This window comes from Pseudomonas sp. NFACC39-1 (genome assembly GCF_900110355.1).
GTDB lineage: Bacteria > Pseudomonadota > Gammaproteobacteria > Pseudomonadales > Pseudomonadaceae > Aquipseudomonas > Aquipseudomonas tehranensis.
In genome coordinates, this window is the sequence record NZ_FODL01000013.1 from 74,823 (window position 1) to 97,358 (window position 22,536).

Sequence of the window (22,536 nt, forward strand, 5' to 3'; positions counted from 1 at the left end):
TTCAGTTGGGCAAAAACTCCAGCAAGGCCCGGGTGACGAATTCCGGGTTTTCCAGATTGGAGATGTGCCCCGCCTCCGGAATCAGCACATGCGGGCAGCCGATCAGCTCAGCCATTTCCAGCGCCTCGGACGGTGGTCGCGGCTTGTCCTGATCGCCGCACATCACCAGCGTGCGCCTGGCGTCGAGCTCAGGCAGGCGCGGCAGGATATCGTCGCGACCGAAAATGATCCGTCCCAGCGGTACGATGCTGTCGCGCAAGCGCTCGGTCGGCAATGCGGCCAGTGTGGCGCGGAACTGCTGGTAGAGCGCTGACTGCGGATCGATGCCTGGCCGGAAGAAGATCGGTACGATGATGTCCAGCAACGGTTCGGGGACGCTGCCGCTGGCTTCGATCTTGTCGAACAGCGAGAAGTAATACTGGCGGGTCGGTTCCGGCTCGACGCCCACGTAGGTGTCCATCAGCACCAGCGCCTGGAGCCGCTTGGGCGCCATCAGCGCCAACCGTGCGCCCCACATCCCACCGACGGAAAGCCCCACCAGGCTGAAACAGTCGATATCCAGATGATCCATCAACGCCAATGCCTGACGAGCCAGGTCGTCCAGAGAGGTCATGCCCTCAGGCAAACGCCCGGACTGGCCGTGGCCCCACAAATCCAGGGCGATCACCCGGTAATGTCGGGACAATGCCTCGATCTGCGGTGCCCACATGGTGTGATCCCACAGGTAGCTGCTGCCCAGTAGCACCACCGGGCCCTGGCCTTGGTCCAGGTAGTGAAGTGATTGTCCATCAAGGGTTGCAAAAGGCATTGATGACCTCCTTGTTTTGAATGGAGAAAAAGCCTTGGGAGACTGAGCCGTACAGGGCGAGGCGTCAACCTTGGGCTTTGCGGTGTTAGTCATGCCGCCATCGCGAGCAGGCTCGCTCCCACAGGGGATTTGCGTCGATCACAAATCCATTGTGAGAGCGAGCCTGCTCGCGATGGGGCCTCTATAGACGCCGCAGAACTACAATCCTTCCAATTGCGCCATCAAATCATTCAACCGATCCACCTTCTCCTCGGTGATTTCGCTCGCCGCCAGCCCATCGATGTATTCGGCCAGTTCCTGCACCGTGCTGCACTCGAACATCGCCCGCAGCGGCACATTGCGTTGCAGGGCCTTTTGCACCCGCGAGGCGATTTGCGTCGCCAGTAACGAATGGCCGCCCAGTTCGAAGAAATTGTCTCGCACACCCACCCGCTCGACCTTGAGCACCTGGGCCCAGATGTCCGCCAAGGTCTGCTCCAGTGCATTACCTGGCGCCTGGTAGTCCTGGCTTTGCAACTGGCCGATTTCCAAGGCCGGCAAGGCCTTGCGGTCGAGCTTGCCGTTGGCGTTGAGGGGCAAGCGCTCAAGCCACAGCCAGTGCAGCGGCACCATGTATTCCGGAAGTTCGGCGCGTAGGCGCTGCTTGATGCGCTCCAGGCGTTCGGTCGGGTTCAGCGCCGAGTCGGCTGCGACCAGATACCCCACCAGATGCTTACCGTTGGCGCCTTCCTGCACCCCCACCGCCCCATCGCGCACCTCGGGCTGTTCATGCAACCGCGCTTCGATTTCCCCCAGTTCGATGCGGTAACCACGAATCTTCACCTGATGATCGATGCGTCCGACGTACTCCAGCACGCCGTCGCGACGCCGCCGCGCCAGGTCGCCAGTGCGGTACAAACGCTCCCCTGGCGCGCCCAACGGGTTGGGCACAAACACCGGGGCCGTGCGCAATGGGTCACTGACGTAACCGCGCCCTACCCCAGCGCCCGCCACGCACAACTCGCCCACAGCACCCAGCGGTACCAGGTCCAGCGCACCATCGAGCACGTACAAACGGTTGTTGTCGGTGGGCGTACCAATCGGCAAGTAGCTGCCACGGGTCGAGGCCATGTCGACCCGGAAGAACGCTACGTCATCGGAGCATTCCGCCGGGCCGTAGGCGTTTACCAGGCCGATGTCCGGGTAGCGCAACAACCATTGATGGGCCAGCTCCGGCGGCATCGCCTCACCAGTGGGCAGCATCCAGCGCAGGCCGTCCAGGCCGATGCGTTCCTGGGCGAGCATGCCCTGGATCAGTGACGGCACGCTTTCCAGCACCGTGATTGCCTGGCGTTGCACATGTTCGAGCAGCCCTTGCGGGTCATGGGCGATCACGTTGGGCACGATGTCCACCCGGGCGCCGAACAACGGCGCGGCGAGGAACTGCCACACGGAAATGTCGAAACTCTGGGAGGCGGTCTGGGCGATCACGTCCGTCTCGCTCAAGGCCAGGTACGGCACCTTGCTGAGCTGATTGTTGAGCATGCCGCGTTGTTCCACCATGACGCCTTTGGGCAACCCGGTGGAGCCCGAGGTGTAGATCACGTACGCCAGGTTGTCCGGGCCGCTGTAGAGGCCGGGGTTGTGCTGCGAAACATCGCTGGCCTGGACGCTTTCCCACACCAGCAACTTCGGCCGCCCGGAGCAGGCGAACTCGTCCAGCAGCGCCAGCGCCTGGGCATGACAGGCCTGGGTGCAGACCAGCAACGGCGTGCGGCTCAGCTCAATGATGCGGCTCAGACGCTGACTCGGCAGGCCCGGGTCCAGCGGCAGGTAACCGGCACCGGCCTTGAAGCTGCCGATGATCATGCCCAGCAGGTCCAGGTCGCGCTCGGCCAGCAACGCCACTGGTTGGTCGAGGCCGACGCCGGACGCGATCAAGGCATGGCCGAGGCGGTTGCTCCGTGCATTCAACTCGGCGTAGCTGTACGTCCTGTCCAGGCAGGTGGCGGCCACCCGTTGCGGATGTGCCGCGACCTGGGCCTCGAACAGCTCGACATAACTTTGCTCCAGCGCATAGGCACGCTCGCTCTGGTTGCAGCCTTGGATCAGGAAGTCCTGCTCCTCGGCGCCAATCAGTGGCAGCTCGGCCATGTCCCCGTGGAAGCCTTCCATCAGTGCCAGCAGCAAGCGCTTGAACTCACCCAGCAAGCCCTGAACAGTGGATTCATCGAAGTAGCGCTGGTCGTAGGACAGATGCAGCCCCAGGTCATCCCCCGGATAGCAGACCGCCGTGAGCGGGAAGTTGGTGTGAGTGCGGCCCGAGTCCGAGGTGGCGTTGAGGCTTTGGGCGCGATCCAGTACCGACACCTCCACCGGCGCGTTCTCAAACACGAACAGACTGTCGAACAACGGTTGCCCCTTGGGCAGCTCGCTGACTTCCTGGATGCTCACCAATGGCAGGTATTCGTACTCGCGCAGTTGCATATTGCTGTCGAGCAACGCACCGAGCCATTGGCGCACACTGCAACGCTGATGATCGTCGGGCATCCGCACGCGCAAGGCGATGCTGTTGATGAACAGGCCGACGGTGCGTTGCATTTGCGGCAGTTCCACCGGGCGCCCGGCTACGGTGACGCCGAAGAGCACGTCCCTATCGCCGCTCACCCGCCGCAGCACCAGCGCCCATGCGGCCTGAGCGAAGGTGTTGACCGTCAGTTGATGAGCCTGGGCCAGTTCCCGCAGTCGCGCACCGTCGCGGGCCTCGAGGCGGGTGTAGCAGTCACCGACCATCATGCCGCCGCTGTCACCGGCGTGTTCACGCAGCAACGGCCGGTCGGTGGGGATCGGCGTGGTCCGTTCGAAACCTTGCAGGTTACGCGTCCACCACTGCCGCGCTTCGGCCAGGCTCTGGTGTTGTAACCAGCCGATGTAGTCGCGATAACGCGGCGGCTCGGCCAGTCGCGGTTCGCGGTGTTCGCCAAGGGCCGTGTAGATCTCGAAGAAATCCTCCATCAGCAACGAACGGCACCAGGCATCGATCAGGATGTGATGGTTGCTCATCATGAACCAGTAACGCGCCGCGCTCACCCGGATCAGGCGCAAGTGGAACGGGGCCTGGTTCAAGAGATCGAAACCGGCCTCGCGCTCGCTTTTGAGCAATGCCTGGAGTTTGGCTTCCTGCTCGTCCTGGGGTACTTCACACCAATCGAGATAATCCACCGGCGTGCTGCCGGGCTTGTGGATGATTTGCAGCATGTCTTCGCCGACGTTCCAGCAGAAGGACGCGCGCAAGGCTTCATGACGGGCGATGACCGCCTGCCAGGCCTGGGCGAAACGTTGCGGGTCCAGTTCGCTGTTGATGCGGTAGCGATCCTGCATGTAGTACAGGCCCGTGCCCGGCTCCAGCAATGTGTGCAGCAGCATGCCCTCCTGCATCGGCGTCAGCGGGTAGACGTCTTCGATCTGCGCGGCCGGCACCGGCAGGCTGTCGAGTTGGGCCTGGGTCAGTTTCGCCAAGGGGAAGTCCGAGGGCGTCAAGCCGCCCGCCGCGTCCGTCAGGCAATGCTCGATCAGGCCCAGCAGCTCATCCAGGTAAGCATCGGCCAGCGCAGCGATGGCCTGGCGATCGTGCCGCTCGGCGCTGAACGTCCAGCGCAGCACCAGCTCACCGCCGCTGACCTGACTGTCGACACTCAGCTCGTTGGGCAGCGGCGCGTCGGGGTCGTGGATCGCGCCCAACGCCGCGTCCAGCGGCTGGAACAGCGCGTCGTGACCCAGGGTCTGATCGAGCTGCCCCAGATAGTTGAAGGTGATCGCTGCGTGCGGCAGGCCGGCCATCGCCTGGCGCGTCGCGGCGTCAGCCAGGTAGCGCAGCACGCCGTAACCGAGACCCTTGTGGGGCACCGTGCGCAGTTGTTCCTTGATGGCCTTGATCGAGGTGCCAAAGTCTTCACCCGACGGGCTCAGGCGCAGTGGATAAACGCTGGTGAACCAACCCACCGTACGAGTCAGGTCGATGTCATCGAACAGCGCCTCGCGGCCGTGGCCTTCGAGCTGGATCAATGCCGACTCGTGGCCGCTCCAGCGACACAGCACCCGGGCCAGCGCGGTGAGCAGCAGGTCGTTGACCTGGGTGCGGTAGGCACGCGGTGCCTGTTGCAGCAGTTGCCCGGTGCGCTCGGCGTCCAAGCGCACGCTGACGGTCTGGGCGTGACGCTCCTCACGCCCACCGTCAGGATGGGCGCAGGGCAGCGCCACCTCCGGGCCGCTCAAGCACGCTTGCCACCAACCCAGTTCCTCGCGCAGGGACTCGCTGCCGGCGTAGGCCTGCAAGCGCGCGGCCCAATCCCGGAACGGGCTGGTCTTGGCCGGCAGTTCTGCGGTATGCCCGGCGCTGATCTGGCGGTAGAGCGTTTGCAGGTCATCCATCAATACCCGCCACGACACGCCATCAACGACCAGATGATGGATCACGATCAGCAGACGTTGGCGGCCATCGGGCAACTGCGCCAGCACCGCGCGCAGCAAAGGCCCGCTCGACAGATTCAGACTGCGCTGCGTCTGGGCAAACAGCGTTTCACAGGCCTTCTCACTCTCCACGTCCACCTGCCGCAACAGCGCCGCTTCGGACAATGGTCGGTGCTCGGCGCGCCAATGCCCGGCCATTTCGGCAAAACCCAGGCGCAACGCATCGTGCTGTTGGAAAACGCTGCGCAGTGCCTGTTCCAGCACGGACGGTTGCAGGGTGATGGCCGGTTCCAGCAGCAACGCCTGGTTCCAGTGATGACGGTTGGCAATCCTGCTCTCGAAGAACCAATGCTGGATCGGCGTCAACGCCGACTCACCGGCGAGCAGCCCCTGCTCGGCGCTCACTGGCTGACTGTGGCTGGCCACACCGGCCAGGGCCTGCACGGTCTGGTGCTGGAACAGGTCGCGGGGCGTGAAATGAATGCCCTGTTGCCGGGCACGGCTGACCACCTGAATGGACAGGATCGAGTCGCCACCCAGTTCGAAGAAGTTGTCGTTCAGCCCAACCTGCTTCACGTTCAGTACGTCGCACCAGATCGCCGCCAGGGTCCGCTCCAAGGCACTGCTCGGGGCCAGGTAATGTTGGCGATTGAGTTCAGGATCCGGCATCGGCAAGGCACGCCGGTCGAGCTTGCCATTGGCGGTCAGCGGCATGCTCGCCAGCAGGATCAGGTGGGTGGGCACCATGTAGTCCGGCAGTTGGGCCTTGAGGTGATTTTTCAGCGCTTCGCGCAGGGCCGCTTGTTGCTCGGTGTCCTGTTCAACGCCGTCGGTTACCAGGTAGCCGGCCAGTTGCTTGCCGCCTGGCATATCGAGCGCCAATACCACCGCCTCGCGCACGGCGTCATGTTCCAGCAGGCGGGTTTCGATTTCCCCCAGTTCGATGCGGAAACCGCGGATCTTCACTTGATGGTCGATCCGCCCCAAATACTCCACCTGACCATCGACGCGCTGGCGCACCAGGTCACCGGTGCGGTACAGCCGTCCGCCATTGACGGCAAACGGATCGGCGACAAAGCGCTCGGCGGTCATGCCCGGACGCTGGTGATAGCCCTGGGCCAATCCCGCGCCGCCTACGTACAACTCCCCGGTGGCGCCTTGGGGCACCAGAGCCAGGTCGGCATCGAGGATATAGGCCACCCGGGCGCCGATCACGCTGCCAATCGGCACGCTCGCCGCACCCTCTTCCAGCTGTTCAGGGGCCAGGCTCGCCAGTGGCATGACCACGGTTTCGGTCGGGCCATAGGCGTTGAAGAACAGGCTCGGCTGGAACGCCGCCCGGATACGCTGCAAATGCTCGCCGGTCAGGGCTTCGCCACCGGTGATGCACATGCGCACCGGCAGGGTTTGTCCCTGGGTCGCCAGCCATTGCGCCAACTGGCTGCCGTAGCTGGGGGTAAAACCGAGGATGTTGATACGGTGCTCGCGAATCAGCCCGCAGATTTGCTCGGCGTCCCACTGCCCTTGCGCACGCAGCACCACCTGGGCACCGCTGAGCAGCGGCACCAGCAGGCGCTCGGTGGCGGCGTCGAAGTTGATGGAATAGAAATGCAGTTCGCAATCGTCCGGGCGCATGCCGAAACGCTGGATCACCGCCTGACAGTGCATGGCGATTTCACCGTGGGACACCACCACGCCCTTGGGCTTGCCGGTGGAGCCTGAGGTGTAGATCAAGTAGGCCTGATGCTGCGGCAGGTTGATCATCGGTGGTGCCTGGTCCGAATAGCCGGCCAGGGCCGCGCTGTCGTCCTCCAGGCACCAGCCCTCTACACCGGCCGGCAATGGGCCCAAGGCCTGGAACATCGCCCGGTCGCTGAGCAGCAAACCCAGGCCACTGTCTTCGATCATGTAATGCAAACGGTCCAGCGGGTATTCCGGGTCCAGCGGCACGTAGGCGCCGCCAGCCTTGAGGATCGCCAACAGGCCGACGACCATCTCCAGCGACCGCTCCAGCGCCAGGCCCACCCGCACCTGCGGCCCGACACCGCGCTCGCGCAACATCCAGGCCAGGCGGTTGGCGCGGCATTCGAGTTCGGCGTAGCTCAGGGTTTGCCCGGCAAAGGTCAGGGCCGGTGCGTCGGCGCGGGCCAGGGCCTGTTCGCTGAACAGTTGCTGGATGCATTGATCCAGGCGGTGTTCACCGGGTTCAACGCCGAGGCTGTCGAGCATCTGTTGCTGCTCGCGGGCATCGAGCAACGGCAACTCGCTCAGCCGTTGGGTCGGATCGGCCAGCAGAGCCTCCAGCAGATTGCGCCAGTGCCCGGCCATGCGGGCGATGCGCGGTTCGTCGAACAGGTCGGTGCTGTAGGTCAGGCAGCAACCCAGGCGATGGTCCAGGTCAGTGACTTCCAGATTCAGGTCGAACTTGGTGGCCCGGGCGTCGTTGGCCAGGTATTCGACGCTCATCCCGGCCAGCGTGCGGCTCTGCTGAAACTCCCAGCGCTGCACGTTGCACATCACCTGGAACAGCGGGTTGTATGCGGCACTGCGCGGTGGTTGCAGGGCTTCGACCAGATGATCGAACGGCAAATCCTGATGGGACTGGCCTTCGATCACCGTATGACGCACCTGCTCGAACAACTCGCCGACTGACATCTGCCCATCGAGCTGGCAGCGCAGCACCTGGGTGTTGAGGAACGCACCGATCAGCCCTTCGCTTTCCGGGCGGATGCGGTTAGCCACCGGCGCGCCGATGCGCAGGTCGGTCTGGCCGCTGTAGCGGTAGAGCAGCACGGCCAGGGCAGCGGTCATGGTCATGAACAGGGTCAAGCCCTGTTGCGCGTTGAAGGCGCGGACCCGGGCGGCGAGGTCATCACTGAGGTCGAAGCGGAACAATTCGCCGCGATGGCTTTGCACCGGCGGACGCGGACGGTCGCCCGGCAACTCCAGCAACGGGTGTTCGCGCCCCAGTTGCGCGGTCCAGTAGTCCAGTTGCCGTTGGCGCTCGCCAGCCTCCAGCCACTGGCGCTGCCAGACGCTGTAGTCCAGGTACTGCACCGGCAACGGTTCCAGTGGCGATTCGCGGTCGTCGATAAAGGCCTCGTACAGCGCACTCAGTTCCCGGGCAAAAATATCCATTGCCCAGCCTTCAGTGACGATGTGGTGCAGGGTCAGCACCAGGTAATGCTCCTGCTCGGCGGTCTTGACCAGACAGACCCGCAGCAGTGGCCCGGTTTCCAGGTCAAAGGGTTTGTGCGCTTCGCTGTCGGCCAGTTGCTGCACCTGCTGTTGGCGAATATCGGCGGCGAGCATCGAGAAATCCTGCCAGTCCATGCGAAGGCCGGTAGCGGCGTGCACCTGTTGCCGGGGCACGCCGTCGACGCTGGGGAAGGTAGTGCGCAGGGTTTCATGGCGCAGGACCAACGCCTGCAACGCTGCTTCGAAACGCCCGACATCCAGCACCCCCCGCAACCGTGCCATGCCGCCGACGTTGTAGGCCGGGCTGTCGGGCTCCATCTGCCAGAGGAACCACATGCGCTGTTGGGAATAAGACAACGGCACCGGTTGGCTACGATCGACTTTCTCGATCGGCGGTTGCCGGTTGGTCTGGCCGCTGGCCTGAATCAAGCGCACCTGTTCGGCGAACGCACCCAGCTCACTGGCCTCGAACAAGGTCCGCAACGGCAGCTCGATGTCACAGGCCTGGCGGGTGCGGGAAATGATCTGGGTCGCCAGCAGCGAATGGCCGCCCAAGGCAAAAAAGTCGTCCCGCAGACCGATGCGGTCGAGCCCCAGCACGTCGCGCCAGATGCCAGCGACCTGTTGCTCAAGGGCACTGACCGGCTCGACGTGTTCACGCACCTGCCATTGCGGTTCGGGCAAGGCACGACGGTCGAGTTTGCCGCTGGGGGTCAGGGGCATGGCGTCCAGGCGCAGCAATTGCGCGGGCACCATGTAGTCCGGCAGTTCGGCGGCCAGGGCGGCGTGGAGTCGGGCGTTTTCGAGGTCCTGATCGTGCGTAACATCGCAAGCGGTGTAATAGCCGATCAGTTGCGGGCCGGCCGAGGTCTCGCGTACCAACACCGCCACTTGGGCCACGCCGTCCTGGGCCAGCAGCCGCGCTTCGATTTCCTGCGGCTCGACCCGAAAGCCGCGCAGCTTGACCTGCTGGTCGAGACGGCCAAGGTATTCGATCACGCCATCGGCGCTCCAGCGCGCCCGGTCACCGGTGCGATACAGCCGCGTGCCCGCCACGCCCAGCGGGTCGGCGATAAAACGCTCGGCGCTCAAACCCGGACGCCCGAGGTAACCCCGCGCCAGCCCCAGGCCGCCAATGCACAATTCACCCGGCACACCGGCCGGCACCGGGTTGAGTTCACTGTCGAGCACACGACACAACACATTGCCCAGCGGCCGGCCGATGGGCGAGCGCTCGCCGTCGGCGACGCTGCAATGCCAGTGGGTGACGTTGATGGCGGTTTCGGTCGGGCCATAACGGTTGTGCAATTGCGCCGACGGCAGTTGCGCCAGCACGCGGTTGCGCAGTTCGGCGGGCAACGCTTCACCCCCGCAGAATACCCGGCGCAGGCTGGTGCAGCGGGCGCTCAGGGGTTCGTCGATAAACAGGCTGAGCAGCGGCGGCACAAAGTGCAGCGTGGTCACGCCAAATTGTTGGACCAACTGCGCGATGCGGTGCGGGTCACGGTGTTCGCCGGGTCCGGCCAACACCAATTGGCAGCCGGTGATCAGCGGCCAGAAGCATTCCCACACCGACACGTCGAAGCTGATCGGCGCTTTTTGCATCAGCACATCGGATTCATCCAGGACGTAAGTGGCCTGCATCCATTGCAGGCGCTCGGCCAAAGCCGCGTGGGTGTTGCCGACGCCTTTGGGCTGGCCGGTGGAGCCGGAGGTGTAAATCACGTAAGCCAGTTGATCACCGTGCAGATGCAGGCCCGGCGGATTGCTCGGCCATTGCTCCAAATGCAAGGCGTCCATGGCAATGACGCTGACGCCCTCGCAGAGGGGCAAGCGTTCAAGCAATGCGGTTTGGGTCAGCAACAGATCGACGCCGCTGTCCTTGAGCATGTAGGCCAGGCGCTCGGCCGGGTAATCGGCATCCAGCGGCACGTAGGCGCCACCGGCCTTGAGGATCGCCAGCACACCGATGAGCAACTGCGGCGAACGCTCGGCGGCAATCGCCACGCACACGTCCGGGCCGACACCTTTGTCGCGCAGGTAATGGGCCAGGCGGTTGGCCTGGGCGTGCAACTCGGCGTAGTCCAGGCGGCCATCGTCCCACCGCAGCGCAGTGCGTTGCGGCGTAAGCCGGGCCTGTTCGTTCAACAGCTCCGGCAACCACTGTGTGGCCGGCGCGCAGGGCGCCGCGCTCCACCGCTGCTGTTGCGCATGCTCATCAACGCTCAGCAACGGCACATCGCCGATGGCGTGTTGCGGATTAGCGCAGACGGCGCGCAGCAGGTTGCACAAATGCCCGGCCAACCGCGCGATGGTCGCCGCCTCGAACAGTTCGTCGGCGTAGTCGAATGAGAGTGTCAGCCGTCCGTTGCGATCCTCCTCGCTATGCAGCTGCAAGTCGAACTTGGCTTCGCGGCTGTGCCAGGGCAGTTCGTCGGCCAACAGCCCCGGCAAGCGGCGCAAGGCGCTGAGGTCACGCTGCTGATGGTTGAACATCACCTGGAACAGACCTTGTTCGCGAACCTGGGGGAACGCTTCGAGCAGTTGTTCGAACGGCAGGTCCTGATGGGCCTGGGCGCCCAACGTAGTCTCCCGGGCTTGGGCCAGCAACGCGGCGAACGACTGACGCGGATCGACCTGAGCACGCAGCACCTGGGTATTGATGAAAAAGCCGATCAGCCCCTGGGTCTCCAAGCGCGGACGGTTGGCGTTGGGCACGCCGATGCGGATGTCAGACTGGCCGGTGTAACGCTGCAACAGCGCTTGGAAGGCGGCCAGCAGCAGCATGAATAAGGTGGCGTCGTGGGCTTGGGCCACTTGGCGCAAGGCATCACCGAGGTCTTTGTCCAGACGCAGACTATGGCGTGCGGCGCTGCGCCGATGCTGAGCGCTGCGGGGATGGTCCGTGCCCAGGGCCAGGCTCGGATGTTCGTCGCCCAGTTGCTGTTTCCAGTAGGCCAGTTGCCGCTCGGCCTCCCCTTGAGCCAACCACTGGCGCTGCCAACTGCCGTAGTCGGCGTACTGCAACGGTAACGGCACCAGGGCGGCGACCTGCCCTTGGCATGCAGCCGCGTATAACCGCGAGAACTCATCGATCAGCACGTTCATCGACCAGCCGTCGGCAATGATGTGGTGCAGCGTGACCAGCAACTGATGATCAGTCTCATCGAGGCGCAGCAAAGTGACGCGCCACAGTGGGCCCTCCTGCAAATCGAACGGCATCGTGGCTTCATCGTCTCGAACCTGGCGCGCCCGGACTTCGCGCTGGTCGGCGGGCAGGTCGCCGAGGTCGATCACTCGCAGTTCGAGTTCAGCGGCCGGGTCGATCTGTTGCAGAGCGACACCCTCGCGCTCCAAAAATCGTGTGCGCAGGGCTTCGTGGCGTTCGAGCAACTGCTGGAAACTGCAGCGCAACGCTTCCTCGTTCAACTCACCACGCAGGTGCAAGCCGCCGGGAATGTTGTAGGCGCGGCTGGCCAGATCCAGTTGCCAAGTGATCCACAAACGATTCTGGGCAAGGGATTGCGGCAACGCTTCGTGGCGCGGCAACGGGCTGATCACGCCTTGGGCCTCGCCACCTGCCAACTGCTGATTCGCCACCGCTGCCGTGAACGCTGCGAGGGTCGGCGCTTCGAACAACACGCGCAGATTCAGCGCGAGCCCCAGCCTTTCTTGCAGCCGCGCGACCACTTGAGTGGCGGCGATGGAGTTACCGCCCAACAGGAAGAAATGATCGTCGCCCTGGACGTGTTCAATCTGCAACTGCTCGCACCAGACTTGGCCGATCAATGTTTGCAACGGCGATGACGAGCGAGCATCTGGGCCTGCTTCAACCTCGACTGACGGGAACAGCGCATAACTGTCGAGACTGCCGTCGGCCAATCGGGTCCGACAGGCCGAGCGTTGCAACTTGCCGCTGGAGGTCTTGGGCAACGCGCCCGGATTGAGCAGCACCACCACGCTCGGCGCTTGCTGACAGGCTTCGGCCACCGCCTGGCGAATAGCTTTGATCAACGCTTCGGGTGGCAGGATCTTCTGCACGCTGCGGCTGATTTCCGCCGCGATGCCGATGCCCTCCTCGCCGCCATTGTTGACCGCGAACGCCGCCACCCGGCCTTTGCGCACCAGCTCCACTTCCCGTTCGATGGTTTGCTCGATGTCCTGGGGGTAGAGGTTATGACCGCGCACGATCAGCAGGTCCTTCAGGCGGCCGGTAATGAACAGCTCACCGTCACGCAGGAAACCCAAGTCGCCAGTGCGCAGCCAGGTGCGGCCAGCGTGCTGGACGAATGTCGTGGCGCTGGCCTCAGGGTTTCGCCAGTAGCCATGGGCAATGCTCGGCCCGCAGGCCCAGACTTCGCCGACCCGGTTGTCGGTCAGCGGCTGCAACGTGTTGGGCTCGACGATCAGCACCGCATGCCCAGGCTGACTCACGCCGCAACTCATCACCGTACTGCCCTGCCCTGGCTCGGCACGGTTGTGCGCCAGGGCCGTGTCGTCCATCCGCAACGCCGGGATGCCTTGACTGCGTGGCGTGCCCGCGACGAACAACGTGGCTTCGGCCAGGCCATAGGACGCCATGAAACTGTCCGGCGTGAAGCCGCACGGCGCGAATTTCTCGGCAAAGCGTTCCAGGCTGTCGAGACGGATCGGCTCGGAGCCTGAATAAGCCACGCGCCAGCCGCTCAGGTCGAGGCGCTTGAGCGCCGATTCACTGACCCGCTCGCTGCACAGCCGATAGGCGAAGTCCGGGCCGCCGCTGATGGTGCCACCGTATTCACTGATCGCCTCCAGCCAGCGCAATGGCCGGGCCAGAAAGTACGCGGGCGACATCAGCACACAGGGCACACCGCTGAAAACTGGCTGCAACAGGCCACCGATCAGGCCCATGTCGTGGTACAGCGGCAGCCAGCTGACGATCACGTCGTCAGGGTGCAGATCGATGCCGAAACCGTGGCGGATCAATAATTCGTTGGCCACCAGGTTGCCATGGCTCACTTGCACACCCTTGGGCAACGCGGTGGAGCCGGAGGTGTATTGCAGGAAAGCAATGTCATGGTCCTGAAGATTCGGTTGCAGCCATTGCCCGGCGCGGGCCGGATCAAGGGTATCGACGCACAGCACGGGAGGGGCTGACTCGATGGCTTGCAGCGGCTCGCGCAGATCGCTGCGGGTGAGCAGCAGGCGCGGCTCGGCATCGGCAATGATCGACAGCAGGCGCTCCTGGTGATGGCGTCGGGCGGACTCCGGCGGGTAGGCCGGCACGGCGATCACACCCGCGTACAGGCAGCCAAAAAACGCCGCGACGTAGTCCGGACCACTGGGAAACAGCAGTACCGCACGGTCGCCGAACGCGGCTTCGGCCTGCAAGGCGGCGGCGATGGTCCGGGCACGCAGGTCCAGGTCGCGATAACTCAGCACCACACTTTGCTCCGGGGCGTCGGCAAGGAAGCGCAAGGCCACACGGTCCGGCGACAACGCGGCGCGGCGCTGAAGGGCATGAGCCAGGGTGCTGGGGAGTTCGAACGCGTCGGTCATGAGGTTTCCTGCCTGAAATTCGGCTTGCTAGTGGTATCTGGTGGCCTGCGGAATGCGGTGCGGCATCGGGACTGCCGCCCGAAACCTTCATCCCTGAGAACGGATACCGTCGGCAAATAATTAGTCAGCAACCTCTTGTTCCAGACCCGCTGACAGGCAGAACACCGTGGCAACGGGTCGCAGTTCTCGCGCTGGACTTTTCAGCATCAATAATTCTTCTTCTCAATTGACAATCATTATCATTCAGCCTAATTTGTCGCTCGATATGCAGGACGAGTCGGACAGAGCCGTCGTCCTGCTAACTTTTTGCAGCAAGGTGAATTCCATGACGGAACAAGTATCCACAAGCAGGTGCGACTCACCGTTACTTCAGGCATTCGTGGATAACCGGATGATCCTGGTCAAGATCGCAGCACGAATCACCGGTTGCCGGTCCCGGGCAGAAGACGTGGTGCAGGATGCGTTTTTCCGGCTGCAATCGGCGCCTCAGATCACCTCGTCCTTCAAGGCTCAGCTCAGCTACCTGTTTCAGATCGTGCGCAACCTGGCGATCGACCATTACCGCAAGCAGGCGCTGGAACAGAAATACTCGGGGCCGGAAGAGGAAGGGTTGAATGTGGTGATCCAGGGGGCTTCGCCAGAAACGTCACACATCAATTTCTCGACGCTGGAGCACATCGCCGACGCGCTCACTGAACTGCCCAGCCGCACCCGTTATGCCTTCGAGATGTACCGCCTGCACGGTGTGCCACAGAAGGATATCGCCAAGGAGCTGGGGGTCTCGCCGACCCTGGTGAACTTCATGATCCGCGACGCTCTGGTACATTGCCGCAAGGTGTCAGGGATTCGTGGGGATACATTCGCCCGGCGGTAACAGTGCCGTGATTTTGCGGGCCTCATCGCGAGCAGGCTCGCTCCCACAATGGATCTGGGTGTTCACGAAGTCTGTGTTCACCACAAATCCCTGTGGGAGCGAGCCTGCTCGCGATAAGGCCTTGAGGATTTAACCTCTTACATCAACCCACACCGATCAAAAAACCGCTCACGCCCCAGAATCATCAGCGCCGCGCGCTTGTGGGGGAAATCGAATTCCTTTTCACAGTGGAAACACTGGTTGTGCAGATGACCGATCATTCGGGCGTTGTCGGCTCGGGGTTCGGCCACCACGCGTTGGGTGCGCGGGTCGTCGAGAAACAGGTAGTGCACCAGCGCCGACAGCCAGCTCGCCACCTTGTGCGGGCCACGGTGCTGCTCTTCGCCCACCAGCATGTGAATGCCGCGATCATAATTGTGCACGTCGTAGAACGGCGCGATCCGATCCTCCTTGGCCCAATAGGCTTCGAAGTAGGCGAAAGGCTGGTCGTCGAAACAACCGATCAAGGTCAGCACCCGGGGATCGCGCTGCAGTGTGCTCAGATACTCGCGATGCTGTTCCAGGCTGCCCTCCTCCTGCCAGAAACTCGCCACCCGTGGGCTGTTCTGCCAGCGGTTGAAGCGCGTCAGGTCCTGTTCGATTTCCAGGGTGCGCAAGGACACCCAGGCCCCCAGGCGCGCATCGAAGCGCCGATACACCTCGCCTCGCGGCTTCATGGGCCGGCGCGGATGACGCTTGCCATCGGTGATGATCATCTGTTGCGGATAGCTGCCGTTGAACGACTCCCCCAACCAGGGTTGCGGCAGTTGCCAGAACAGAGTGCGCTCGCAGATGTACTCATCGGCGCACTCGCCGGGCGTCAGCAGTCCGCTGAGCAAGGCTTCACCGGGGCGCTCGGGCAGATGCCAAGTCAGGCGCCGGCATTCAGGATCGCGGGCGAACAGCCAATAGCAGGCCGCCCAAAGCGCCGGGCCTACGGGCCGATCATTGATTTCCTGCAAATGCACATGTAGCTCGGTACCCCGCTCCAAGCGCAGCCGGATCAGCGGCGCGCCCTCAAGCATCAGGCTCAGGTGGTGTTCGGTTTCATCGGCGCCGAGACGGCGACCACCGGGTAAAGGCAGCGTCGTCGGGTGCTTGAGGTGGGACATGGCGGGGCTCACGTAGTCGTCGGTAGTCAACGTGTGACGTGAGCCAGGCAGGGAAATTTAGTGCCCTGTTCAATGATCGTGGGCTGGCACCAGCTGTATCTGGTAGGGCTGGAAAATCGCCAGCATCTGCCCGTCGTCCCGCAGCTTTTGCAGCAGCCGATCGAACGCTTCGCCAGAGATCGGCGCCTGGGGGCGGATCAGCGCGTAATGGTGGTAAATCTGATCGATACGTTCGGATATCAGCAATTGGGGGGCGACGTCTGGATTGCGCAACACGTAATCGATGAGGTACGAACGGGTGACCAGCGCAATGTCCGCACGCCCGCGCAAGACCATCAGCAGGTTGCTGTCATGGGAATACGTCAGCGTGGCGTTGTATTGGCCGGTCAGGAACTTGGGGTCGGCGTTGAATTCGGCAAAGGCGTAGTGGTAGCCGCTGAACAGCGCCAGGCGCTTGCCCCGCAGATCAGAGAAATAGTCTTGCTGACGATCCGGTTGACGCTGGGCTACGAAGATTTCCGCGTCTTCCAGGCCCATGTCTACCGCAGTATGAGGCACATCCTTCCAGCCCCAGTCCGGGTTCTCGAAAATGGCCATGTCGACCCGCCCCTGCTTGAAATCATTGAAACGGCGCGGAATCGACGTCGGAACCAGCACGAATTGATAATCGCTTTGGGACCGGTTCAAGGCCTCGACCAACTGCGGCAGCAAACCGGTATCGGCGCCAGTTTCGGGGCGTATCGTGTAGGGCGGAAAATGCGCTGCGCCAATCCGGACCAGTTGCGCAGCCGTGGCCGGCAACGCGAACACTGCAATCAACGCAGCGAGCAAGACGCGCGAGGCTATCCCCATCGTTGAAAACGTCAAGACACCTCACTCCCCAGAAAATTAATCATCAGTGAATCCAACCAGGCATCTCAATGCACATCACGCAGGGCACGCAAGGCGACCACTCAGCGGCATTGCTGCCTCTTTTTATTTTTCTTCAAGCACCAGAATCAAGGCTTGCTCGGCCAACTCATCAAGACTCAGGCTGCCCTCGGCGCGAAACCAAGTGGTGGTCCAGGACAGGGCGCCGGTCAGGAAACGACGGGTGATGAACACGTCGCCCCGAATATACCCCGCGTCCTTGGCCTGCCCAAGAACCTCAAGCCACAGGGCCTCATAAATATCACGCAAAGCCAGCACCTGTCTTTGCCCTTGCTCGGACAACGAGCGCCATTCGTAGACCAGCACCGCCATCGCCTCGCCGCTGCCGCCCATGATCGACTGCAACTCGCAGCGGATCAGCGCCAGGACCCGCTCGCGCACGCTATCGGCCTCGGCCAGCGCCGCGCGCATCAACGCCGTGTTGTAGCGAATGGTCTCCTCCATCACCGCCCGCAGGATCTCATCCTTGCTTTTGAAATGATGAAAGATGCTGCCCGACTGAATGCCCACCGCGCTCGCCAGGTCGCGCACCGTGGTGCGCTCGAACCCTTTGTTGCGAAACAGATGGGCGGCGGTCTGGAGCAGTTTGCCGCGAGCGCTGTCAGGATCGGTCAGTTGCCCGTTATCGACCAGCTCACGCATCACGTTCAGGGCTTTTTGCTCATCCACCCATTCTCTCCTACAGTCGATCGATCAACGTCGGGCCACGCTTGCGGAACCGACGAGGTGGCGCGGGCAATTTAAGCTGGCCGGGGCACCCAAGCAAGCGCTTGGATCGAAGAACTGGCGGCCGTTTACAAACCAAGCGCTTGCTTGGTAGTCTCGGGCGACGTCGGCCGGAGGGAGCACCATGCCAAAAACGATACGTATCGGTTGTGCCAGCGCCTTCTGGGGCGATACCTGTACCGCTGCGGCGCAACTGGTCGAAGGCGCTGAACTGGACTACCTGGTGTTCGATTACCTGGCCGAGGTCACGATGTCGATCATGGCTGCCGCGCGCATGAAAGACCCTCGGGGCGGTTATGCCACGGACTTCATCGAAGTGCTCTCACCGCTGCTTCATCGTTTGCAGGAACGCAAGATCCGCGTCATCAGCAATGCTGGCGGGGTCAACCCCCAGGCCTGCGCCGCCGCTCTACAAGCGGCTTGCGACAAGGCCGGCGTGCCCTTGAAGATCGCGGTGCTGCTGGGAGACGACCTGCAACCGCGATTCGAACAGCTCGCCAGCCAGGGCATTGCCGAGATGTTCAGCGGTGCGCCCCTACCGACGGTGTGCGTGTCCACCAACGCTTACCTGGGTGCCCCCGGCATTGTCGAGGCCTTGCATCTGGGAGCCGACATCGTGATCACCGGCCGGGTGGTCGACAGCGCCGTGGTCAGCGCGGCCCTGGTGCATGAGTTTGGTTGGGCCTGGCACGACTACGACAAACTGGCCCAAGCCGCATTGGCCGGGCACCTCATTGAGTGCGGGGCCCAATGCACAGGCGGTAATTTCACCGACTGGCGGGAGGTACCGGATTACGAGCACATCGGTTTTCCCATCGTTGAAGTCAGCGCCGACGGCCAATTCATCGTCACCAAGGCCGAAGGCACCGGCGGGCTGGTCACGCCGCTGACGGTCGGGGAACAACTGCTCTATGAAATCGGCGATCCCCAAGGCTATCTCTTGCCGGACGTGATCTGCGACTTCAGCCAGGTCAGGTTGATCCAGCAAGGCAAGCACGCCGTGCGCGTCCAAGGCGCCAAGGGCTTGCCGCCCACCGATCAATACAAGGTCTGCGCCACCTGGGCCGATGGTTTTCGCTGCACTGCCCTGTGCCTGATCGCCGGCATCGATGCGGTGGCCAAGGCCGAACGGGTCAGCCAGGCGATCATCGCCAGGACTTCGCAGTTGTTCAGTTCGCGCGGCTGGGCACCCTACAGCGAGGTGAACATCGAGCTGCTGGGCAGCGAAGCGACTTACGGCCAGCACGGCCGGCGCCAGGACAGCCGCGAAGTGGTGATCAAACTGGCGGTGCGCCACCCCGACAAACAGCCGCTGGTGCTGTTTTCCAGGGAGATCGCCCAGGCCGCCACCGGCATGGTGCCGGGGCTGACCGGCCTGATGGGTGGCCGCCCGACGGTGTATCCGCTGATTCGCCTGTTCTCGTTCCTGATCGACAAGTCCGCTTGCCGGCTCGACATCGAACTCGACGGGCAGAGTCATCCTTGCCTGCTGCCCACCGTCGAAGCGCTGCAAACCCGCGACTTGCCGGTCGCTCCCGACCTGCCCAAACCCCAGGGCCGGGCTGACGCCAGCGTGCCATTGGTCAAACTGGCGGTGGCGCGCTCCGGCGACAAGGGCAGCCACAGCAACATCGGTGTGCTCGCCCGGGCCCCCGAATACTTGCCGTGGATCGCCGAGGCGCTAACGCCCCAGGTGTTGGTTGACTGGATGAGCCACGTGCTCGACCCACTGCTGGGGCGCGTCGAGCGCTGGTATCTGCCGGGCACCCACAGCCTGAACTTCGTGCTGGAAAATGCCCTTGGCGGGGGCGGTGTCGCCAGCCTGCGCATCGATCCGCAGGGCAAGGCGTTCGCTCAGCAGTTGCTGGAGATCCAGATACCGGTGCCACAGAGCATCGCCGATCAGGTCAATTAAAGGACGCTCGCCACAGCGTCGGTTCGAGCACAAGGAACACTTATGCCAGTCATCGAATCGCACCTTGACCCTCACAGCGCCGACTTCGCCCGCAACCACGCGGCCATGCTGGCTGGCGTGGCACACCTGCGTCAGATCGAACAGGCGGTGCTAGAGAAAGCCGCTCTGGCCCAGGCCAGGTTCGAGCAACGCGGCCAACTGCTGCCGCGCGAGCGTCTGAACCTGCTGCTGGACCCCGGCGCGCCGTTCCTGGAACTGGCGAGCCTGGCCGGCTACAAACTCCATGACGACAAAGATGGCAGCCAGGCCGGTGGCGGCTTGATCGCGGGGATCGGCTACGTATCCGGCGCTCAGGTATTGGTGGTGGCGAACAACAGCGCGATCAAGGGTGGGACCATCTCTCCCAGCGGCTTGAACAAGACCCTGCGTCTGCAACAGATCGCCATGGAGAACAAACTGCCGGTCATCACCTTGGCCGAAAGCGGCGGCGCCAATCTCAACTATGCCGCGCAGATTTTTGTCGAAGGTGCGCGCAGCTTCGCCAATCAGGCGCGGATGTCCGCCATGGGCTTGCCGCAGATTACCGTGGTGCATGGTTCGGCCACGGCGGGCGGGGCCTACCAGCCGGGGCTCTCGGATTACGTGGTGGTGGTGCGCGACAAAGCACGGCTGTTTCTGGCCGGGCCACCGCTGCTCAAAGCCGCCACTGGCGAAATCGCCACGGAAGAAGAACTGGGCGGTGCGCAAATGCATGCGCAGGTGGCCGGCACCGCTGAATACCTGGCCGAGAATGACGCCGATGGCATACGCCTGGCCCGGGAGATCGTCAGCCTGTTGCCCTGGAACGAGCAACAGCCGCCACAGCCTGAACGCACCTGGAAAGAGCCGCTCTACCCGGCCGATGAGTTGCTGGGGTTGATCCCCGACGACCCGAAAAAGCCCTATGACGTGCGGGAAATCGTCGCCCGTATCGCCGACGGTTCGGACTTCCTGGAATTCAAAAGCGAGTTCGATCAACAGACGATTTGTGGCCACCTGCGCATTCGTGGCCATGCCTGTGGCCTGATCGGCAACAACGGCCCGATCACACCCAAGGGCGCGAGCAAGGCCGCGCAGTTCATCCAGCTGTGCGACCAGAGCCGCACACCGCTGCTGTTCCTGCACAACACCACCGGCTTCATGGTCGGCACCGAGTCGGAACAACAAGGCGTGATCAAGCATGGGGCGAAGATGATCCAGGCCGTGGCCAACGCCCGGGTGCCGAAGCTGACGGTCGTAGTGGGCGGTTCCTACGGCGCCGGCAACTACGCCATGTGCGGCCGAGGGCTGGACCCACGCTTCATCTTCGCCTGGCCCAACAGCCACACAGCGGTGATGGGTGGTGCCCAGGCCGGCAAGGTTTTGCGCATCGTCACGCAGGCGACGCAGATCAAGAATGGCCTCACCCCCGACCCGAAGATGCTGGACCTGCTCGAACAAACCACCGCGCAGACACTCGACAGCCAGTCCACTGCGCTATACGGCAGCGCCAACCTGTGGGATGACGGGCTCATCGACCCGCGCGACACCCGCACGTTGCTAGGCTACCTGCTGGACATCTGCCACGCGGCTGAGCTGCGGCCGCTGCAACCCAACAGTTTCGGTGTGGCCCGTTTCTGAACGTGTGAAGGACTTTTGATCGCTGCCCACAGGAGAACAATAAAAATGATCTTCACCCAGGAACACGCAGCGCTGCGGCGCACCGTTCGCCAGTTTGTCGACCAGCAGATAAACCCCTATGTCGACGAATGGGAGAAGGCCGGACGGTTTCCCATCCACGAGGTTTTCCGCAAGGCCGGTGAACTGGGATTGCTGGGTATATCCAAGCCGGAGCAGTTCGGCGGCATGGGCCTGGACTACAGCTATTCGATCGTCGCCGCCGAGGAGTTCGGCACCATTCATTGCGGCGGTGTGCCGATGTCCATCGGCGTGCAGACCGACATGTGCACCCCGGCCCTGGCGCGTTTCGGCTCCGATGAGCTGCGTGAAGCATTCTTGCGCCCGGCCATCAGCGGTGAGCAGGTCGGTTGCATCGGCGTCTCGGAAGTCGGGGCCGGCTCTGATGTCGCCGGGCTCAAGACCACGGCTCGCAAGGATGGCGATGACTACGTCATCAACGGCAGCAAGATGTGGATCACCAATTCACCGAGCGCCGATTTCATGTGCCTGCTGGCCAACACGTCGGACGACAAGCCCCACATCAACAAATCACTGATCATGGTGCCGATGAACAGCCCTGGTATCAGCCTCGGCGGGCACCTGGACAAGCTCGGCATGCGCAGCTCGGAAACCGCCCAGGTGTTCTTTGACGACGTACGGGTGCCGCAACGCAATCGCGTGGGTCAGGAAGGTGCCGGATTCATGATGCAGATGTTGCAGTTCCAGGAAGAACGCCTGTTCGGCGCGGCGAACATGCTCAAGGGGCTGGAGCACTGCATCGACAGCACCGTCGAGTACTGCAAGCAGCGCAAGACCTTCGGCACCGCCCTGATCGACAACCAGGTGATCCACTTTCGCCTGGCGGAACTGGCCAGCGAAATCGAATGCCTGCGGGCGCTGGTCTACCAGGCCACCGAGCAGTACATCAACGGCCAGGATGTGACGCGGCTGGCGTCCATGGCCAAGCTCAAGGCCGGGCGCCTGGCGCGGGAAGTCACCGACAGTTGCCTGCAATACTGGGGCGGCATGGGTTTCATGTGGGACAACCCGGTGGCGCGGGCGTATCGCGACGTGCGACTGGTGTCCATCGGTGCCGGTGCGGACGAGATCATGCTGGGCATCATCTGCAAACTCATGGGCATTTTGCCGGGCAAGAAAAAATGACTACGTCGCCTGCCAGGCCGCCATCGAAATTTGACTGTGTTGACCCTCCATTGTGGGAGCGAGCCTGCTCGCGATGAGGCCCTGA

General features: G+C 63.2%; 9 protein-coding genes. 4 read left to right on the forward strand and 5 right to left on the reverse strand.

Annotation, left to right across the window (positions count from 1 at the left end):
- Window position 1: 1 nt before the first annotated feature.
- Both BMY45_RS22735 and BMY45_RS22740 read right to left on the reverse strand, forming a co-directional pair.
- Entirely contained in the window at window positions 2-808 is an 807-nt protein-coding gene (locus BMY45_RS22735) for an alpha/beta fold hydrolase (protein WP_092401821.1), read from the reverse strand.
- A 198-nt stretch (window positions 809-1,006) separates the two neighbouring features.
- On the reverse strand, window positions 1,007-13,993 hold the full coding sequence (locus tag BMY45_RS22740) for a non-ribosomal peptide synthetase (RefSeq protein ID WP_092401824.1): 12,987 nt from the start codon (window positions 13,991-13,993) through the stop codon (window positions 1,007-1,009).
- A gap of 325 nt (window positions 13,994-14,318) precedes the next feature.
- On the opposite strand from BMY45_RS22740, the gene BMY45_RS22745 reads away from it, so the two are divergent.
- Entirely contained in the window at window positions 14,319-14,867 is a 549-nt protein-coding gene (locus tag BMY45_RS22745) for an RNA polymerase factor sigma-70 (RefSeq protein WP_092401827.1), read from the forward strand.
- A gap of 137 nt (window positions 14,868-15,004) precedes the next feature.
- On the opposite strand, the gene BMY45_RS22750 is transcribed toward BMY45_RS22745, so the two are convergent.
- The 3 genes from BMY45_RS22750 to BMY45_RS22760 all read right to left on the reverse strand — a co-directional run bounded on the left by BMY45_RS22750 (window position 15,005) and on the right by BMY45_RS22760 (window position 17,617).
- On the reverse strand, window positions 15,005-16,018 hold the full coding sequence (locus BMY45_RS22750) for a GNAT family N-acetyltransferase (protein WP_092401830.1): 1,014 nt from the start codon (window positions 16,016-16,018) through the stop codon (window positions 15,005-15,007).
- A gap of 69 nt (window positions 16,019-16,087) precedes the next feature.
- Entirely contained in the window at window positions 16,088-16,870 is a 783-nt protein-coding gene (locus BMY45_RS22755; protein WP_177193381.1) for a substrate-binding periplasmic protein, read from the reverse strand.
- Between the two features lie 123 nt (window positions 16,871-16,993).
- Window positions 16,994-17,617, reverse strand: a complete 624-nt coding sequence (locus tag BMY45_RS22760) for a TetR/AcrR family transcriptional regulator (RefSeq protein ID WP_047226408.1) — start codon at window positions 17,615-17,617, stop codon at window positions 16,994-16,996.
- A 181-nt stretch (window positions 17,618-17,798) separates the two neighbouring features.
- Between BMY45_RS22760 and BMY45_RS22765 the strand changes: the two genes are divergently transcribed.
- Genes BMY45_RS22765 through atuD form a run of 3 tightly spaced genes read left to right on the forward strand, consistent with a single transcriptional unit; the run spans window position 17,799 to window position 22,451 of the window.
- Window positions 17,799-19,589: an acyclic terpene utilization AtuA family protein gene (locus BMY45_RS22765; protein ID WP_092401836.1), complete on the forward strand. Its 1,791-nt coding sequence runs from the start codon at window positions 17,799-17,801 to the stop codon at window positions 19,587-19,589.
- A 42-nt stretch (window positions 19,590-19,631) separates the two neighbouring features.
- Window positions 19,632-21,248 carry a geranyl-CoA carboxylase subunit beta gene (gene atuC / locus BMY45_RS22770; RefSeq protein WP_092401839.1) on the forward strand — a complete coding sequence of 539 codons (1,617 nt, stop codon included), beginning with the start codon at window positions 19,632-19,634 and terminating at the stop codon, window positions 21,246-21,248.
- Between the two features lie 45 nt (window positions 21,249-21,293).
- Window positions 21,294-22,451 (forward strand): citronellyl-CoA dehydrogenase, encoded by a 1,158-nt coding sequence (atuD, locus tag BMY45_RS22775; RefSeq protein WP_092401842.1) that lies wholly within the window; start codon window positions 21,294-21,296, stop codon window positions 22,449-22,451.
- The last annotated feature ends 85 nt before the right edge of the window (window positions 22,452-22,536 follow it).

What these genes read in the sequence shown, in the direction of transcription:
- BMY45_RS22735 (WP_092401821.1), bottom strand. Translation starts at nt 808, where the DNA reads ATGCCTTTTGCAACCCTTGATGGACAATCACTTCACTACCTGGACCAA.
- BMY45_RS22740 (WP_092401824.1), bottom strand. Translation starts at nt 13,993, where the DNA reads ATGACCGACGCGTTCGAACTCCCCAGCACCCTGGCTCATGCCCTTCAG.
- BMY45_RS22745 (WP_092401827.1), top strand. Translation starts at nt 14,319, where the DNA reads ATGACGGAACAAGTATCCACAAGCAGGTGCGACTCACCGTTACTTCAG.
- BMY45_RS22750 (WP_092401830.1), bottom strand. Translation starts at nt 16,018, where the DNA reads ATGTCCCACCTCAAGCACCCGACGACGCTGCCTTTACCCGGTGGTCGC.
- BMY45_RS22755 (WP_177193381.1), bottom strand. Translation starts at nt 16,870, where the DNA reads ATGGGGATAGCCTCGCGCGTCTTGCTCGCTGCGTTGATTGCAGTGTTC.
- BMY45_RS22765 (WP_092401836.1), top strand. Translation starts at nt 17,799, where the DNA reads ATGCCAAAAACGATACGTATCGGTTGTGCCAGCGCCTTCTGGGGCGAT.
- atuC (WP_092401839.1), top strand. Translation starts at nt 19,632, where the DNA reads ATGCCAGTCATCGAATCGCACCTTGACCCTCACAGCGCCGACTTCGCC.
- atuD (WP_092401842.1), top strand. Translation starts at nt 21,294, where the DNA reads ATGATCTTCACCCAGGAACACGCAGCGCTGCGGCGCACCGTTCGCCAG.